This window comes from Xanthomonas cassavae CFBP 4642 (genome assembly GCF_000454545.1).
GTDB lineage: Bacteria > Pseudomonadota > Gammaproteobacteria > Xanthomonadales > Xanthomonadaceae > Xanthomonas > Xanthomonas cassavae.
This window is the reverse complement of record NZ_CM002139.1, coordinates 3,039,499-3,057,596: the sequence shown is the minus strand read 5'-3', so window position 1 is coordinate 3,057,596 and position 18,098 is coordinate 3,039,499. Positions and strand designations below refer to the sequence as shown.

The following is an 18,098-nucleotide window of genomic DNA, read 5'->3' as shown; positions in this document are numbered from 1 at the left end:
CACGCACGCGTAGGAGCGCACCCGGGCGCGACGGGCAGTCCCGATAAAGCCGTCGCGCTCAGGCGCGCTCCTACAGTCGCCATTGCATCTTGGAGTAACTGCATGAACCACCTGCGTCCCGTCGCCATCGGCCTGCTGGCCGCTGCCTTGTTCACAGCCTGCAAGCCGGCGCCGCCCGCAGCGGAAACGGCGGCTGCAGCCACCGCTGCGCCAACCGGCGAGCAAGCCGCCAAGGCCTTCGATGCGCTGCTGGACAAGCAGTGGCAATACCAGCTACAGCACAACCCGGAGTTCGCCAGCATCATCGGCGACAGGCGTTACAACGATCGCTGGAGCGAGTATTCGCTTGCGGCCGTGCACGCAGAGCGCGCCGCGACCGTCGACCTGCTTGAGCAGTTCGAAGCGGTGGACGCCAAGTCACTGGACGAGCAACGCCAGCTCAGCCTGCAGATGATGGTGGGCCAGTTGCGCGACAAGCTGGAGGGCATCGACCTGAAGACCTATGCGATGCCGCTGGAGCCGATCGGTGGAATCCAGCTGGCCTTGGCCGGATATGGCGATGCGTTTCCGTTCGAAAACGTCAAGGATTACCAGGACTACATCGCGCGGCTGCAGGCCATTCCGAGCGTGATCGAGCAGGTCATCGCGGTGTCGCGGCAGGGAGCCAAGGAGGGGCTGGTGCAGCCGCGTTATCTGCTGGAGCGCCTGCCCGAGCAGATCGACAAGATCGCCGCGCTCACCGGCGAGCAGAGCCCGTTCGCGTCGCCGTTGAAAAAACTCGATGCGGCGGTGCCGGCCGAGCAGCGCGCCGCACTACGCAAGCAGTTGCTGGCCGCGATCGACCAGCAGGTCCGCCCGGCCTACGGCAAGCTGTCCGCCTTCGTGCGCGACGAATACGCCGCGCAAGGCCGCAGCTCCGAAGGCATCTGGTCGCTGCCCGATGGCGAGCGCCGCTACCGCTACGCCATCCACACCCAGACCACCACCGACATGGCGCCGGAGCAAATCCACCAGATCGGCCTGCAGGAAGTGGCGCGTATCGAAGGCGAGATGACGGTGATCGCCAAGGCGCAGGGGTTTGCAGACCTGACCAGCTTCCGCACGGCGGTGGAGACCGACAAGCGACACTTCGCCACCTCGGGCGAGCAGATCCTGCAGCACTACCGCCAGTACATCGCAGCGATGGAACCGCAGCTGCCGAAGTTGTTCGGCCATCTGCCCAAGACCCCGCTGGAAGTGCAGGCGATGCCGGCGTTCCGGCGTACCGCACCGGGCGCCGAATACTGGCAGAGCAATCCGGAAGGCACCAAGCCGGCGATCGTGAAGGTCAACACCAGCGACTTCGCCAGCCGCACGTTGATCAATATCGAAACCACCGCCTACCACGAAGGCGTGCCCGGGCATCACCTGCAGATCTCGCTTGCGCAGACCTTGCCGTTGCCGCCGTTCCGCCAGCAGGCCGTCTACAACGCCTATATCGAAGGTTGGGCGCTGTATGCCGAGCGCCTGGGCAAGGAGATCGGTTTCTTCAAGGACCCGTATAACGACTATGGGCGCCTTTCCGGCGAATTGCTGCGCGCCAACCGGTTGGTGCTCGACACCGGCGTGCACTACAAGCACTGGAACCGCCAGCAAATGGTGGATTTCTTCCACGCACATCCGTCCGACGACGAGCCCAGCATCCAGTCCGAAACCGATCGCTACATCGTGTGGCCGGGCCAGGCGCTGGGGTACAAGCTCGGCCAGCTGCAGATCCTGGCGCTGCGTGCGGAAGCCGAGAAGGAACTCGGTGAGCGCTTCGATGTGCGTGCCTTCCACGATGCGGTGCTGGGCGGCGGCGCGATGCCGCTGGCACTGTTGCAGCAACGTGTGCGGCAGTGGATTGCGCAGGCCAAGGCGGCGCCGGAGGCACACCCATGAGGACCACCAGCGCGTTACGCGCGAGCACATTGACCCTGTTGATTGCAGCCTGCCTGGGCGGGCTGGCCCTGCCTGTGCACGCGGCCGAGGCTGCGTCTGCGGCCACGCAGAACACCGCAGCGGCACGCTTCAAGGCCTTGTACACACGCGAGTGGCGCTGGCGCCAGGCGCAGGCCTCGGGCGCGGTGGATGAAGACAACCAGGCCACACAGGAGCAACAGGCCGACCATCTGCCCAAGGTCGATGTCGCCACGCAGAACCAGCGCACGGCGTATTGGCAACAGGTGTTGAAGGAACTGGATGCCATCCCGCAGGCACAGTTGTCGGCCGAAGATCAGGTGAGCTACCAGGTGTATCGGCAGCAATTGCAGGTACTGCTGGACCAGCAGCATTTTCGCGCCTGGGAAATGCCGTTCAACAGCGACTCGGCGTTCTGGAGCGATCTGGGCTTCAGCGCCGAGGCCACGCTGCGCACGCGCGAGGATTACCAGCGTTATCTGAAGATGCTGGCCGACATCCCGCGCTATTTCGCCGAGCACACCGACAATATGCGCGCCGGGCTGGCGCGCGGTTTCACCCAGCCGCGGGTCACGATGACCGGGCGCGACCAGTCCATCGCCGATGTGGCGCAGGCCAAAGGCGAGGCCAACCCGTTCTACGCGCCGTTCAAGCAGATGCCGGCGACGCTGCCGGCCGATGTGCAGGCGCAGCTGCGCCAGCAGGCAGTCAAGGCCATCGATACACAGGTGGTTCCGGCATACGCCAAGCTGCTGGATTTCATCCGCAATGACTACCAGCCGCGCGCACGCACCACGCTGGCCGGCGAAGCGTTGCCGGACGGGCAGGCGTATTACCGTGCGCAGATTCGCGAGTTCACTACGCTGGATTTGAGCCCCGACCAGATCCATCAGATCGGCTTGCAGGAGGTGGCCAAGCTGCGCACGCAGATGGACCAGACCATCGCGGCCAGCGGCTTCAAGCCGCCGGCCGGGCAGGCGGTATTCCCGGCGTTTCTGCACTTCCTGCGGACCGACCCGCAGTTCTACGCCAAGACGCCGGAAGAGTTGCTCAAGCAGGCGGCCTGGATCGCCAAGCGCGTGGACGCCAAGGTGGGCGATTACATCGGCCGGCTGCCGCGCCGTCGCTTCGCCATCGAGCCGGTGCCGCCGGAGCTGGCGCCGTTCTACACCGGCGGTCGCGGTGGGCCGGGCATCTATCTGGTCAATACCTACAACCTGCCGTCGCGGCCGCTGTACAACCTGACCGCGCTGACCTTGCACGAATCCTCGCCCGGTCACGCATTGCAGATGCCGCTCGCGGCAGAGGCGCAAGGCTTGCCGGAGTTCCGTCGCTACGGCTTCATCTCCGCCTACGGTGAAGGTTGGGCGCTGTATTCGGAGTATCTGGGCCAGGAAATGGGCATGTACGACACGCCCTATGACCGCTTCGGTTACCTGACCTACCAGATGTGGCGCGCCTGCCGCCTGGTGATCGATACCGGCATCCACAACAAGGGCTGGACGCGCGAGCAGGCGCAGGCCTACCTGCGCGACAACACTGCGCTCAGCGAGCACGAAGTCACCACCGAGGTGGACCGCTACATCGCCTGGCCGGGGCAGGCGCTGTCGTATTACCTGGGCGAGCTGAAAATATTGGAGCTACGCCGCAAGGCAGAAGCCGCGCTGGGCGAAAAGTTCGACCTGCGCAACTTCCACGATGCGGTACTGCAGACCGGTTCGGTGCCATTGCCGGTGCTGGAAGCGCGCATCGACCGCTTCATCGCCGATGGCGGCGTGTCGCCATACCCGCCGGATGACCCGGCAGAGGCATCGGCAGAGGCGAAGGCCTCTGCCAGTGACTGACACGTGCGCGCACGTGATGCTCTACGTGCAGTAACCGCGCTTTCCACACTTCGGGGCGACGTATGACCACACACGCTGCGACCACGCAAGGCAAGTTCCACAAGCGCCTCAGCCTCACCGACCTGACCTTTATCGGGCTGGGTTCGATCTTCGGTTCCGGGTGGTTGTTTTCGGCCAGCCATGTCTCATCGATCGCGGGGCCGGCCGGCATCGTGTCGTGGATACTCGGCGGTATCGCGGTGCTGCTGCTTGGGCTGGTGTATTGCGAACTTGGCGCGGCATTGCCGCGCGCCGGCGGAGTGGTGCGCTACCCGGAGTATTCGCATGGCGCCTTGCTCGGTTCGCTGACCGGCTTCATCACCTTGATCGCGTTCTCCAGCCTGATCGCGATCGAAGTGGAGGCGGCGCGGCAATACGCAGCGGCGTGGTTCCCATGGTTGAGCCAGCCGAACAGTACCCATCCCAGCGTCGCGGGTTGGCTGGTGCAGCTGGCCTTGCTGGTGCTGTTCTTCGTACTCAACTATTTCAGCGTCAAGACCTTCGCGCTGGCCAACAACATCGTCAGCATCTTCAAGTTTCTGGTGCCGATCCTGGTGATCGTGCTGCTGATGCAGCACTTCGATGCCGGCAATCTGAGCGTGCATGGGTTCGCGCCGTCGGGGATGGCGGGGGTGGAAGCGGCGATCTCCGCCGGCGGCATCATCTTTGCGTACCTGGGCCTGACGCCGATCGTGTCGGTGGCCAGCGAGGTGCGCGACCCGCAGCGCAATATTCCGATTGCGCTGATCCTGTCAGTGGCGCTGTCCACGGTGATTTATGTGCTGCTGCAGCTGGCGTTCCTGGGCAGCATCCCGGCCGCACAGCTCGCGCAAGGCTGGGCGGGCATCGACAAGGCCTTCTCGCTGCCGTACCACGACATCGCCCTGGCCTTGGGCATGGCGTGGCTGGCTGCGCTGGTGATCTGCGATGCGATGGTCTCGCCCAGCGGCACCGGCAACATCTACATGAATGCCACGCCGCGCGTGGTGTACGGCTGGGCGCGCAGTGGCGGGTTCTTGCCGGTGCTGACGCGGGTGGACCCGGCGTCGGGCATCCCGCGTCCGGCACTGTGGTTGAGCCTGGGGTTGTCGATCTTCTGGACGCTGCCGTTTCCCTCGTGGGAAACGCTGATCGGGGTGGTGTCGGCCGCCTTGGTGCTGAGCTATGCGGTGGCGCCGATCACGGTGGCGGCCCTGCGCCGCAGCGCGCCGGACTTGCCACGCCCATTTTTCGTGCGTGGCCTGCCGGTGATGGGGCCGCTGTCGTTCATGGTTGCGGCGTTGATCGTGTACTGGTCCACCTGGCCGACCTTGTCGTGGTTGCTCGGCTTGCAGGTGCTGGCGTTCGTGCTGTACGTGCTATTTCGCCTGCCTTCGCGCCAGGGCCGCGCGCGCCTGGTGCGGCAGGTACGCGCGTCGCTGTGGCTGATCGTGTTCTTCGTGCTGGTGATGCTGGTGTCGTGGGCGGGCACGTTCGGTGGACATGGCTGGATTGCGCATCCCTTCGATACGTTGAGCGTGGCGGTCATCGCGTTCTGCATTTATCACTGGGGCGCACGCAGCGGTTTGCGCAGCGACGAGCTTGCGCTGGAGGAGGACGATGGTGAGTGATGTGCGCCGCCGCGCATTTGGTTTGCGTCGATGGTCTGCGCTGGCCGGGTACATGATGGTGTTGTCGGGTGCTGTGCAGGCTGCGCCCAGCGTTGCCGATTACCATCGTTCGCTGGGTTTGCGCGAGCAGTGGATCACGCTGACGGAGAATGTCGCCTGGCCGGCGCAATGGCAGGACAATGGCAGGTTCTATTACCGCAAGACGGTGCCGGGCGGCTTTGCGTTTGTCAGTGCCGATGTGGCCACCTTGCAGAAGCAGCCGGCCTTCGATCAGGCACGCGTGGCGCAGGGCCTGAGTGCGGCAACCGGCAAGCCCTATGCGGCGCTGCGTCTGCCGTTCGAGCAGTTTTCGTTTTCAACCGAGGGCGAACGCAGCGATGGCGCCATTGTCTTCGCACTGGACGATGCGCCCTGGCGTTGCACCCTGACCACCTACCACTGCGCGCCCGATGCTCGGCTGCAGGCCACTTCACGCCCACGCGGTTTCGGCGTGGTGCGCGACCCGCTGGTGCCGGCCGACACCACGCCGCGTCGCTCGCCGGATGCCAGGTGGGAGGTGTTGGCCGATGGTTGGAACCTGGTGTTGCGCCGTGTCGCCGACGGGCAGGTCACCCGGCTCAGCAGCGACGGTCGTGCCGATGACTATTTCGATCTGGAGAGTGTTGCCTGGTCGCCGGATTCGCGGCAGCTGGCGGTGTATCGCGTGCGTCCGGGGCTGGCTCGCCGTGTCACCCGCGTCGAAGCCGCGCCTGCCGGCGGCGGGCAACCGGTGGTGCACACCCAGTTGTATCCCAAGCCGGGCGATGCGGTGGATGTGGAACGGCCGGTGCTGTTCTCCCTGGACGGAACACGTCGCGACGTGGACACGGCGTTGTTCGACAACCCGTATTCGTTGTCGCCGCTGCAGTGGCGCAGCGACGGGCGCAGTGTCGCGTTCGACTATGTGCAACGCGGCTTCCAGCGCATGCGCGTGATTGCGGTGGATGCACGCAGCGCGCGCGCGCGCGTGGCAGTCGGCGAAGACGCCCGCACCTTCGTGTATGCCGACCGCAGCTTTCGCCACGACGTAGACGGGCGTGGCGATGAGGTGCTGTCGATCTCCGAGCGCGATGGCTGGCGGCACCTGTATCTGTTGGATGGACGCAGCGGCAAGGTGAAGCGCCAGCTCACCCGCGGGCCGTGGGTGGTGCGCGATGTGCTGCGCGTGGACGATGCGCAACGCCGCATCTGGTTCACTGCCAGCGGGATGGATGCGGGCAAGGACCCGTACGACCGGCAGCTCTACAGCGTTGATTTCGACGGCCGCCGGTTGACCCGCCTGACCCACGCCGATGCCGACCACGACGTGGCCATTGCCGATGATGGCCTGCATTACGTCGATGTCTATTCGCGTCCGGACCTGCCGCCGGTGATGGAGCTGCACGCCATCGATGGCCAGCTGCTGCACACCGTGGAGCGTGGCACGATCGACAAGCTGCAGGCCGCCGGCTGGCGCGCGCCGGAGACCTTCGTGGCCAAGGGGCGCGACGGCACCACCGATATCTGGGGCATGGTGGTGCGTCCGCGCGACTACGATCCGCGCAAGACCTATCCGGTGATCGAAAACATCTATGCGGGGCCGCACGATTCCTTCGTGCCCAAGACGTTCTGGCCGTTCGGTTATCACTCCGGCGGCGACAAGCAGATCGGCATGCAGGCGCAGGCCGATCTGGGTTTCATCGTGGTGATGATCGACGGCATGGGGACCGCCAACCGCTCCAAGGCGTTTCATGATGTCGCGTGGAAAAACCTGGGCGATTCAGGGTTTGCCGACCGCATTGCCTGGCATCGTGCGCTGGCGGCCAAGGACCCGTCCTACGACATCAGCCGCGTCGGCATCTACGGTGCATCGGCCGGCGGGCAGAGCACGCTGGGAGCGCTCGAGCGTCACCCGGAGTTCTACAAGGTGGGCGTTGCGTTCGCCGGGTGCTACGACAACCGCATGGACAAGATCAGCTGGAACGAGCAGTGGATGGGCTGGCCGGTGGATGCCAGCTACGTCGCAGCCTCGGGCGTGGTCAATGCGAGCAGGCTGCAGGGCGACCTGCTGCTGATCGTGGGCGAGCAGGACAGCAATGTGGATCCGGCGTCCACCGCACAAGTCGTCGATGCCCTGATCAAGGCCGGCAAGGAATTCGACCTGCTCACCGTGCCGGGTGGCGAGCATTCGGTTGGCCGCTCCAGCGGGCCGATCGATTACGTGCAACGTCGCCAGTACGACTTCTTCGTGCGCCACCTGCGCAACGAGCCCACGCCGCACTGGAATTCCCTGCCATCGGAGGTGCAATGATGCGTTTGTTTGCTCGATTCAAGCCGCAGCGGCGCAGCCGGGTGGCGGGTCTGCTGTGGTCGCTGGCATTGCTGGCTGGCAACGCACCGTTGCTTGCGGCCGCCGAAGAACTGCCGCGCCTCGTCACCAAGGATGGCCGCCACGCGCTGTTTGTCGATGGTGCGCCGTATACCATCCTGGCCGCGCAGTTGCATAACTCCAGCGCATGGCCGGCGGTATTACCCAAGGCATTGGACGATGTGGTTGCCCTGCACGCCAATACGGTGGAAGCGCCTGTGTACTGGGAGCAGTTCGAGCCGGCACAGGGCCGCTTCGACACGACCAATGTGGACGCGCTGATTGCCGGCGCCCGCAAGCGTGGCCTGCGTGTCGCGCTCCTGTGGTTCGGTAGCTGGAAGAACGGCCAGATGCATTACGTGCCCGAATGGATCAAGCGCGACGAGGCGACGTACCCGCGCATGCGCGATGCCAATGGCGAGCCGGTGGATGTGTTGTCGCCCCATGTGGCCGCCAACATGCAGGCCGATGCGCGGGCGTTCACCGCGTTGATGCAGCATCTGCGCAAGGTGGATGGCGACCGCCACACGGTGATTCTGGTGCAGGTGGAAAACGAGCCCGGCGCGATCGGCACCGTGCGCGATCACGGCCCGGCAGGCGAGGCAGCGTTTGCGCAACCGGTACCAGCCGCGATTGCGCGCGCACTCGGCAAACCGCAGGGCAGCTGGCAGCAACTGTTCGGCGCCGAAGCTGCCGAAGCGTTCAACGCATATGCAACCGCTGCGTATATCGAACAGGTGGCCGCCGCGGGCAAGCGTGTCTATCCGCTGCCGTTCTACGTCAACGCCTGGCTGCGCTACAAGGGCAAGCGCTATCCGGGCATGGACTATCCGTCCGGCGGCGCGACGGTGAACGTATTCGCGTTGTGGCGTGCGGCCACGCCGTCGATCGATTTCATTGGTACCGACATCTACACCAGCGACTACACCGAATACACCAAGGTCGTCGGCCAATACGCGCGGCCCGATAATCCGGCCTGGGTCTCGGAAACCGGCTTCGAAGCTGCCACTGCGCCGTATCTGTTCCATGTGCTGGGGCAGGGCGGGGTCGGCTTTTCGGTGTTCGGCATGGATGGCAACCCCGACAGCGAGGCCAACCGCGCAGCGGTTGCAGCCCATGCGGCTAACTTCACGCTGCTGGCGCCGATGCAGCGGATCCTGGCGCAGGCCGCCTTCGACGGCCGCCTGCAGGCGGTGGCCGAGCAGCCCGGCGCGCCACAGCGCACGCTGCGCTTTGGCGAGTGGGAGGCCAAGGTGTCGTTCGGTGCGCCCATGTGGGGCGATGCGCCGCCCATTCTGCCCGGCAACGACGACCACGCCGGCCGGCTGCTGGTGGCCCAACTGGGGCCGGAGGAATTCCTGGTGACCGGTATGGCTGCGCGCATTGAATTTTTTCGCGACGCGGCCGATACCCGTCATGGACAACTGTTGCGGGTGGAGCAGGGGCGGTATGTCGACGGGCGCTGGCAGATGGAAAGGCAGCTCAACGGCGACCAGACCGACTACGGCCTCAACTTCGGGCGTGTGGATGCAAACGGCAATGTGCCTGTGGTGTTGCGGGTGCGGGTAGGGACTTACTGAGCCTTGCTGACCGTGTCGCTGCTGCCTTCGGCCTGTTGTCTGCAATGGGCTGAGCCTTGTTCGAATCTTCACCGCCACGCCGGAGCCACCATGAGCATCAGCAGCATCGCAAGTTCCGGAATGCAGGTCGCCGCGCTGCGTCAGCAGGTGGCGGCCAGCAATGTGGCCCGTCAGCCAGTGGACGGCAGCCCACGTCAGTCTGTCGCGGCCACGACCCAGGCCAATGGCGGCGTGGCGGCCAGTGTGGTGAATGCCAACGCCGATCCATCTGCGCCAGCCGGCGATCTGGTCGAAGGTCTATCGGCACGCAATGATTTCCAGGCGAATGCCAATGTGCTGCGGCGCTCCGACGAGATGCTGGGGAGCTTGCTGGATGTGGTGACCTAAGCAGTTCGAAGTGGATGAAAGCTGCCACCGACCCCTTGCCCCAGGGGCACGGGTCTCCGTTTGATGGCCCGCCAGGTGCCACCTGGTGCGGCCCGGCCGTCATGCCGCCGTCGTTTCGCGTCGGGATGCGCTGCGCATACCTTGCTTGTAACGCCACCGCCGTTCGCGTTTCCAATGCAGCGCCTTCATGCGACTGCGCAGTGGAGTGGTGCCCTTGCGGCCGGTGCATCGGCATTCAACGCCAACCCGCATATGGCCCCGGCCGTTCACACGATGTGCGCGCCGGTCAATCGGATCGCAACACCTCCGTCAGCCGTGCACCGTCGGGCACGCCCAAGCCGGTATTGGCGTCCCAGCCGGTGGATGCACGGAAGCCGGCGTTATCGCCGGCAACGATGTCGCGGAATGCGTCCGGTCGACCGTACAGGCGCGGCAACACGAAATGGGGTTGCATGCGGTTTTCGCCGTAGACGCGTGCCAGCAAGGCCGCCCATAACGGCGCGGCGGCGCTGGTGCCGCCCATCACGGCGGGCTGCCCATTGATCGACAGGTAGTAACCGGTCTGCGCGTCGGCATTGGCCGCCACATCGGGAACGCCGCGCATGCCCAGCTGGCGCGACTGGTGCCGTGCATCGGTGATGCGCAGATCCTTCTGCCAGGCAGGGCGTGCAAAGAACCTGCTTTCTCCGCCGCCGCCGTTCGCCCAGGCTTGTTCGTTGGCGCTGTCGGCCGTGACCTGGAGCCGAGTGCCGCCGCAGGCGAGCACGAACGGGCTGGATGCGGGAAAGCAGACATTCAATCCTGGCTGCCCATCGCTGGCGCCATCGTCGCCAGCGGCAATGCATACGGTGATGCCCATCAGTGCAGCGGCCTGAAACGCACAGTTGTAGGCCTGGCGCGATTGCGGCGTCCATTGCGATTCGGTGAAACCCCAGCTGATGGCAATGACGCCGGGAGAATGCTCTGCATCGTGGATGGCGGCGTTGATCGCTTCCAGAAAACCGTTGTCGGTGTTGGGCGCGAAATACACCACCAGTTTGGCGCCCGGCGCGATTGCCCCGGCAATCTGGATATCCATCTGCGCTTCGACATCGGCATCTGCATTGCCGCGACTGACGGTGTTGGTGGCCCCGGGCAACAGCACATCGACCAGTGTCGGCATGGGGACGCGCAGCTGCGCGAAATAGGCGGCCATCTGCGCGCGTGCATAGCCGCCGCCCAGCACGATGATGCCGATGCATTGACCCTGCCCGTCGTGCTCGGGAAAGCCGTAGAGCTGCGCCAGCTGCGGCGGGGTGTATTGCATGATCGGACCATCCTCACTGCCGGCCGGTGCAGTGGCCTGTAGCGCAGGCGGCGAGGATGCAGTCGCCTCGGGCGCGCTGGGCAGCGTCTGAGCCTGCGGGCGTGCGTCCAGCCCGAGCACGGCGGTGACGATGCCGCCCAGGGTCTGTGGAATCGATACCGGGCCGGTGCGCCCGCGATAGCGCATCGCACCATCGACATAGTCGCGCAAGCTGACCTGGAATGCGGCCTCGCATTGCTGCACGGTGCCCTCCAAGATCACGTTGCCGCTGTCTGCGTGCGCGTGCTCCATCGTCAAACCATAGCGGGCGGCAAAGTCGGCAACGGCCTGCAGATCTGTCGCACTGGCGGCGAAGCGTTCGCTGAACTCTGCGCGCGTGAGCGCAATCGGTAGCGTATTGGGCTGCAGGTGCAGCAGCGCATCGGCAGCGGCATTCAATGCCGGCATCCGCACCGCGAGCAGGACGCGCAGGCGTTCGTCCTGCGGCGGTTGTCCGGCCTCGATGGTGGAGGGGGCGATACGGCGCTCACTGCCAGCCAGGATCGTGTGCATGCGGGGGAGAACTCCATCGAAGTGGTGAGCCAAAGTGGGTTGGTGCAGATCCAAATGTAGCCGGCGCGTGCTGCGCGACCACCGCGGCACGCGCGGCTGCCAGTAGCACGGCAGTGTGCACTCAATGCCATGCGCGAGTTGTCTGTGCAGCGGGGTACCGCGTGCGATGGACTGCAATACGAAGCACGGACGCATCGATTGGTGGGCCACCGGCCAATAGCACGCAACGGCAAGCGGCTGCAGCAAGATCAGCATCGCCTGCCTGCGCCTCAGATCCTGCGACAGCGTGCCGCGTGGCCGCGTGGCTTGCGGCGCTGTCGGCCTGGCGCATCCAGAGCGCCGGCGCGGACGACGGCGGGCGTCGCTGCCTGGGCGTGATGTGCGGATTTCCGCACGGGTGTCTGACCGCTGTCACAAGACGTCGTGCATGAACGCGCGCACGATGGGCCACGATCATTTGAGGGAGCAACGATGGACCGTAGAACCTTTCTGCGTCAGGGCATGGCGGCCACCGCGGCGGTCGGTGCAGGTGCCGCGCTGGCAACGCCAACCACGGCGCCGGCTGCGAGCACGCCGCCGGCGCCGACACTGCCCCGTCTGGAACCGCTGCCTTCGGCCGCGCATGTCGGTAGCACGTTGTGTAGCTTCACCCACCTGCAGCAGCATTGGACCGTCTACGAGCATCTGGACGATGCGCAAGGCCAGCTCACGTTGTGGAGCGACAGCGGCATGCTGCGGCTGGACAAGCGCACCGAGCCGGCGTATCCGGCCGCGGGCACGCCGTATTTCGGGCTGCCGCTGGCGCAGGTGGCCATGGACGAAGCCGACCTGCTGGCCGACCGCCTGCTGCGCGATGGCGACCCGGACGAGGCACAGGTGCGCGAGGTGGCACCGCCGCCCGCCTCCTTGCTCGATCCCAAGGACAATGGCGGGCGCTGGCCGTGGACCACCTTCGTCGGTACACGCGAAAGCCTGGACACCATGCCCATCCTGCCCAACGGCCGCAGCCGCACCTCGCGGCCGGAACACGCGTTTGCCGAACTGGGCGAAGAGGCGCTGATCAAACGCCGCGAAGAGGGCATGCTTGGCGGCTGGATGCCGGCGGTGCGCAAGGTGATGCGCCGCGAGGGCGAGCCCGACAGCTGGTACGACGTACTGATGTTTGCCGACGTGCGGGCACGCGATCGCTTCGTGGTGCAAACCTGGCACCGCACGATGAAGGTGAAAGCCGGCGCCATCGTCGCGGTGCACTACACGCATAGCTACCCGGAATTTGCGCCCTCGCGCAGCGCCGCCACCGCCGAACAGTTCTACGCGGCACTGATCGATTTTGCTGCGTATTGGCAGCAGGCGCTGGACGGCACCGTGCAGGCGCAATTTCCCGATGCCAGCTGGAACGACATGGCGCAGTTCGCGTTTGCGCGCGAGCTGGTGGTGCGCCCCGGCGGCGATTACCCCAAGTATGGCGCGGTGGAACGCGACTACTACGGCAACGAATACGACGGTTTCCAGGACACGTTGACCAGCTCGCTGTATGCCAATCTTGAGTGGGGACGTTTTGCACAAGCCGCGGCGGTGCTCGATAACTACTTCGATGAGTTCGTGCAGGACGATGGCCTGCCGAACATGCGCGGGCCGGAAGTCGGGCAGTTCGGGCTCACCTTGTCGTTGCTGGCGCGGTATCTGCGTTACACCGGCGATGCGCCACGGCTGCGCCGTCTGCTGCCCAAGATCGCCGCCACCGCGCAGGTGTTGTGCGCCTTGCACGACCAGGCGCTGGCATTGCCGCGCACGGCGCATGGGCATGGGTTGCTGCACGGCTGGAACGAATCCGATGCCTGCCTGTTTCCCGATCCATCGCGATGGTGGAAACCGTATTTTGCCAACAGCGCGCTGACCATTCGCGGCTGGGAAGACATCGCACAGGTGTGGAGCACACTTGATGGCGATGCCGGCCAGGCCGCGCAATGGCAACGCCGCGCCAAGCAGCTGCGTACGCGGCTGGAAGCCAGCCTGCGTGCCAACGTGCGTCGCGACCTCTCCCCGCCGTACGTGGGCCCGTTGCCCGGTACTACATTGACCTTCCGCCAATCGTTGCTGCAGGAAAAGCCCAGCGAACAGCAATGGCCGCACCGTGCGTATGTCGAACTGCTGCAGGCCGATGTGTTGCCGGACGATCTGGCCCACCTGGTGATCGATTGCCTGCGTGGCCACGGCGGCACCAGCATTGGCGTGGTGGCCAACATCGCACCGCCGGAGCCGGGCAGCCGCGATCTGCTCGGTTTCATTTCCTACGGCTACGCGCAACAGCTGCTGCGGCTGGATCGCATCGAAGAATATCTGTTGTTCGTCTACGCGCATCGCTATCAGGTGCACACGCGCGGCAGTTGGACGGCCGGGGAAGTCAGCGGCATCACCGGCGGCATGCCGTTGTTCTGCATACCGGCGCAGATGACCATCCCCTTGCTGCTACGCTGGATGCTGGTCAGCGACGATGGCGCCGGCGAGCAGTTGTTTCTCGCGCGTGCGCTGCCGCGCGCGTGGCTGGGCAGCGGTGCGCCGGTGGGCATCACCGCAGCGCCAACGCGCTGGGGCACGGTCACCTTGACGCTGCGCACCGAGACTGCGGCGCGTTGCATCCGTGCCGATGTGCAGTTGCCGGAGCGTGCGCCCGTACACACCTGGCTCACCCTGCGCACACCCGCAGGCACACGCCTGCAGCGCGTGCTTGTCGATGGCAGACCGGCGCGAGTACAGGGCCCGCATGCAGATCGGGTGGCCTTGCCTGGCGCTGCTGCACTGGTGAAGGTGCAGGCGTGGTACGCCTGACAACGGCGATGCGATGATCAGGCGTTGCCGTTGTTGCCGTTGTTGCCGTTGTTGCCGTTGTTGCCGTTGTTGCAGTGTTGCTGGACAGCGCGCACCGCAGTACCGCTTCGCTGTTCGCATGCAGGTGCTGTGGTCGATCACAGAGACCAGGGCACATCGCATGATCGTGCCGAGATGTCGCTGTTTGGGCAATGCAGGCATGCCCGAAAGCAGGCGCAAGCACGCGATTTTCCGCATGCGTCCCGCCTAAATTCGTCAAGACGGCGCAGTGGCGTTGTCGCAAGATGTTTTTAACGTAACGCGTGTGCCAAGCATGCGCTCTCAGGGGAGAGCGGTGTCGTTGCAGTTGCCGTCCTTGCATGCGGAGAGACCTGCCGTTGAGACGGCAGGTCGGTGCAGTCTCTGTCGTGATCGTTCCCTTCATCTGTGCGCCGCGGCGGTGCGGCTTGGCCGTGCGCGGTCATGCAGGAAGGTGGGCCGTACCCTGTGTCAGTACAAGGATTTCCGATGTCGTCCAGCCGCCCTGCTGTTGTTCCCAAACGGCGCGTCTTGCAGACCACCCGGCTCGTCAACGCGCTGCTGTTTGCACTGGCGGTCGCCGCCGTGCCGGCCGCCGCGCAACAGCGTGGCGATGGTGCAGACGAAGCCACTCAGACGCTGGATCAGATCAACGTCACCGGCACCCATCTGCGCCGCGTCGACGCCGAAACCGCCAGCCCGGTCGTGGTGATCGACCGGCAGCGTATCGAAGACAGCGGGCAGAACACGCTGGGGCAGCTGCTGCAGCGCTTGCCGATGATGGCCGGCTTCCAGACCGGGCCTGCGCTCAACTCCAACTTCAGTCACGGCCGCGCGCTGGTGTCGCTCCGCAATCTCGGGCCCGAGCGTACGTTGGTGCTGGTCAACGGCCATCGCATGGCAGGGCCTGCCAGCAGCGTGGCGTCGGCGCCCGGCGTGGACGTCAACGCAATCCCCGCCGCGATGGTGGAGCGCGTGGAAGTGCTCACCGATGGAGCGTCGTCGGTGTACGGCTCCGATGCGATCGGCGGCGTGGTCAATGTCATCCTCAAGGACAAGTACGACGGATTCGCCGCCACCGCGGACTACGCGCAGAGTACGCACGGCGATGCCAATCGACGCACGCTCGGGCTGGAATGGGGCAAGACCTGGGACCGCGGTGGGCTGATCGTGGGGCTCAGCCAAAACTCGATGAACCCGGTGTTCAATCGCGACCGCAGTTACGCGGCCAAGGCGGTGGAATATCTCGATGGGCAGGTCAGCGAGGTTCGCGGCGCCAACACCCGTGCCTTCCTGACCGACGGGCGCGTGCTGACGCCGGTGGACGGCGTCGCGCCGGGTCCGGTCGGCGAAGAGGCTTTTCGCCCCTACAATCGCGCCACCGACAGCTACAACGTCTACGACGCGCAGTACCTGATCACCCCGATCAAGCGCACCAATGCCTCGCTGCACGGCAGTTTCGACTTCACCCCCAGCGTGCAGGGGTACATGGACGTGTTCTGGACGCGCAGCAGGACGGTCTCGCGCTTGGATGCCTACGGGCTGGAAATGCCGGACGCGGTAGACAACTACTACAACCCGTTCGGCGATCAACTGGACGCCTACTATCTGCGCTCGCCGCAGGCCAACACGCGCGTCTACACCTCCACCATGTTCCAGACCAATGTCGTGGCTGGCTTGCGCGGGCGCGTGGATGGCACCAGCTGGCAGTGGGATACGGCGGCCGGCTATGCGCGCTACAAGGACACCTTGGTGCGCACCGGCTTCTCGATCACCTCGGCGTTGAATAACGCGGTAGGCGCTTCGTTCCTGGACAGCGACGGGGTCGTGAAATGCGGCGCGCCGGGCGCCGTGATCGTCGGCTGCACGCCGATCAATATTTTCAACCCCAACGACCCGGCCACCATCGCCGCATTGCGTGGCACGCAGCGGCCGGTGGATCTGATCGACGAAAGCCAGATGCGCTTTGTCGATATCAGTGCCAATGGCGATCTGTTCAAGCTGCCGGCCGGAAGGGTGCAGGCGGCCGTCGGCCTGGTGTATCGCACCAACAAGTTCGCGCAGGGGACGACCAGCGACGTGGCCGCTGCCGATGCCGAGGGCAATTGCGACTACAACGATGGCTGCATCCTCAAGCAGGGGCGCGAGGAGTCGGTCAGGGAAGCCTACGCGGAATTGCTGGTGCCGCTGCTGAAGGACGTGCCGTTCGCCAACGTGTTGAACCTGAACCTGGGCTCGCGTTATTCCAATTACGACGCCTGGGGCAACACCACCAACAGCAAGGTTGCGATCGAATGGCGGCCGATTGCGAATCTCTTGGTGCGTGCCACCGGCTCGCAGGTGTTCAGGGCGCCGGCGTTGGGCGATTTGTATGGCTCGCCCTACAACAGCGTGATCGACAACACCGGCGATTTCCAGGATCCGTGCACAGGCTTTACCGGCGCACCCAATCCGGCCTGCGCGAACGTGCCCAACGATGGCAGCTTCACCAACACCGCGCAGTTCAACGTGGTGACCTCCGGCGCCAATAACGTGGGCTTCAAGCTCAAGCCCGAGCGTGGCCGCTCCTACAATGTCGGGTTGGTCTATGACCCGGATCAGGTGCGCGGGCTATCGCTCAACGTCGACAGCTGGCGGGTCTTGCTGGACGACATGCTGACCGGTGTCGGCTACCAGCAGGTCGTCAGCGATTGCTTCGACGGCAGCTAAGCGGCCTTCTGTCCGCTGATTCAGCGCGATGCCACCGGACAGCTGATGCGGGTGTCGGTGCCGTTCGCGTACAACAGCGGCAAGGTCGATATTCGCGGCTACGACGCCGGCATTCATTACACGCTGGCCGACACCGCCTGGGGCACGTTTGCGACGGGGCTGGATGCAACGTTCTTCTCCAGCTATCGCTTTGCGGGCGATCCGCATAACTACGTCGGCGAAAATTCCAGCTGGGGCAACATGCCGCGTTGGCGCGCCGTGGCCAATCTGGCCTGGGACAATGGCCCGTGGCATGCGAGCTGGAACGCCCGTTACCTGGGCCGCACGGTCAACGGTAGCCAGTACGAAAATTTCTGCGTCGACACCAATGCCGACGGTAGCTGCGCCTATTTCCCGATTGGCTCGGTGGTGTATCACGACGCCTCGCTGAGCCGGAAGATCGCATCGCTGCATAGCACGCTGGCGGTAGGAATCGACAACCTGGGCGACCGCAAGCCGCCACGGTTCTACAGCTACTCCAATGCAGCTAATACCGAAGCGAGCACCTACGACACGCTCGGGCGCTATGTCTGGAGCCGGCTGCGAGTGGAGTTCTAGCACGTCTAGAAAGGCAGCCGGCAGGGGTTAGGCAGAGTAGACGGTGCATCTGCAACGCAGCGGACGCGCGGGACATGCCGCATCGAGCGACGCTGCGTGGACCCGGCGGAGAGCTTTAGTTGACCTGCACGGCCTGCGTCAGCCGGTAGGCTCGCGGCCGGCGGCTCGCGTCATTTGCAACAGTCGGTGCGTGTGGTGGCGAAGCACGCACAGCAAGGTTCGCTTTGCATCGCTGCACTTCGTGTTGACGCGGGTGTCGCCAGCGCAAACAACTATGGTGAGACGGCTGCATCACATCGGTTT

General features: G+C 65.1%; 8 protein-coding genes and 1 pseudogene. 8 read left to right on the top strand and 1 reads right to left on the bottom strand.

Going from position 1 to position 18,098, the window contains the following annotated elements; translation table 11 throughout:
• The first annotated feature begins 102 nt into the window (after positions 1-102).
• The 6 genes from XCSCFBP4642_RS0113490 (at position 103) to XCSCFBP4642_RS0113465 (ending at position 9,784) form a co-directional block, all read left to right on the top strand.
• On the top strand, positions 103-1,920 hold the full coding sequence (locus tag XCSCFBP4642_RS0113490; RefSeq protein ID WP_029220257.1) for a DUF885 domain-containing protein: 1,818 nt from the start codon (positions 103-105) through the stop codon (positions 1,918-1,920).
• On the top strand, positions 1,917-3,782 hold the full coding sequence (locus tag XCSCFBP4642_RS0113485; RefSeq protein WP_029220256.1) for a DUF885 domain-containing protein: 1,866 nt from the start codon (positions 1,917-1,919) through the stop codon (positions 3,780-3,782). Before XCSCFBP4642_RS0113490 ends, XCSCFBP4642_RS0113485 begins: the two co-directional genes overlap by 4 nt.
• 62 nt (positions 3,783-3,844) lie before the next feature.
• Positions 3,845-5,431, top strand: coding sequence for an APC family permease (locus XCSCFBP4642_RS0113480; protein WP_029220255.1), 1,587 nt, complete (start codon positions 3,845-3,847; stop codon positions 5,429-5,431).
• Positions 5,421-7,760, top strand: a complete 2,340-nt coding sequence (locus XCSCFBP4642_RS0113475) for a S9 family peptidase (RefSeq protein ID WP_029220254.1) — start codon at positions 5,421-5,423, stop codon at positions 7,758-7,760. The genes XCSCFBP4642_RS0113480 and XCSCFBP4642_RS0113475 overlap by 11 nt, the downstream gene beginning before the upstream one ends.
• The gene (locus XCSCFBP4642_RS0113470) at positions 7,760-9,397 is read left to right on the top strand and encodes a DUF5597 domain-containing protein (protein ID WP_029220253.1); all 1,638 of its coding nucleotides are present in this window, start codon (positions 7,760-7,762) and stop codon (positions 9,395-9,397) included. Before XCSCFBP4642_RS0113475 ends, XCSCFBP4642_RS0113470 begins: the two co-directional genes overlap by 1 nt.
• Positions 9,398-9,487: 90 nt before the next feature.
• Positions 9,488-9,784: a flagellar basal body rod protein FlgC gene (locus XCSCFBP4642_RS0113465; protein ID WP_011347859.1), complete on the top strand. Its 297-nt coding sequence runs from the start codon at positions 9,488-9,490 to the stop codon at positions 9,782-9,784.
• A gap of 286 nt (positions 9,785-10,070) precedes the next feature.
• Here XCSCFBP4642_RS0113465 and XCSCFBP4642_RS0113460 read toward each other — a convergent pair whose 3' ends face one another.
• Positions 10,071-11,642: a S53 family peptidase gene (locus tag XCSCFBP4642_RS0113460; RefSeq protein WP_029220252.1), complete on the bottom strand. Its 1,572-nt coding sequence runs from the start codon at positions 11,640-11,642 to the stop codon at positions 10,071-10,073.
• A gap of 471 nt (positions 11,643-12,113) precedes the next feature.
• On the opposite strand from XCSCFBP4642_RS0113460, the gene XCSCFBP4642_RS0113455 reads away from it, so the two are divergent.
• Together XCSCFBP4642_RS0113455 and XCSCFBP4642_RS24800 are read left to right on the top strand one after the other, a co-directional pair.
• Entirely contained in the window at positions 12,114-14,471 is a 2,358-nt protein-coding gene (locus XCSCFBP4642_RS0113455; protein WP_029220251.1) for a glucosidase family protein, read from the top strand.
• Positions 14,472-14,978: 507 nt separating this feature from the next.
• Positions 14,979-17,795: pseudogene (locus XCSCFBP4642_RS24800) on the top strand (TonB-dependent receptor domain-containing protein).
• Positions 17,796-18,098 lie beyond the last annotated feature (303 nt).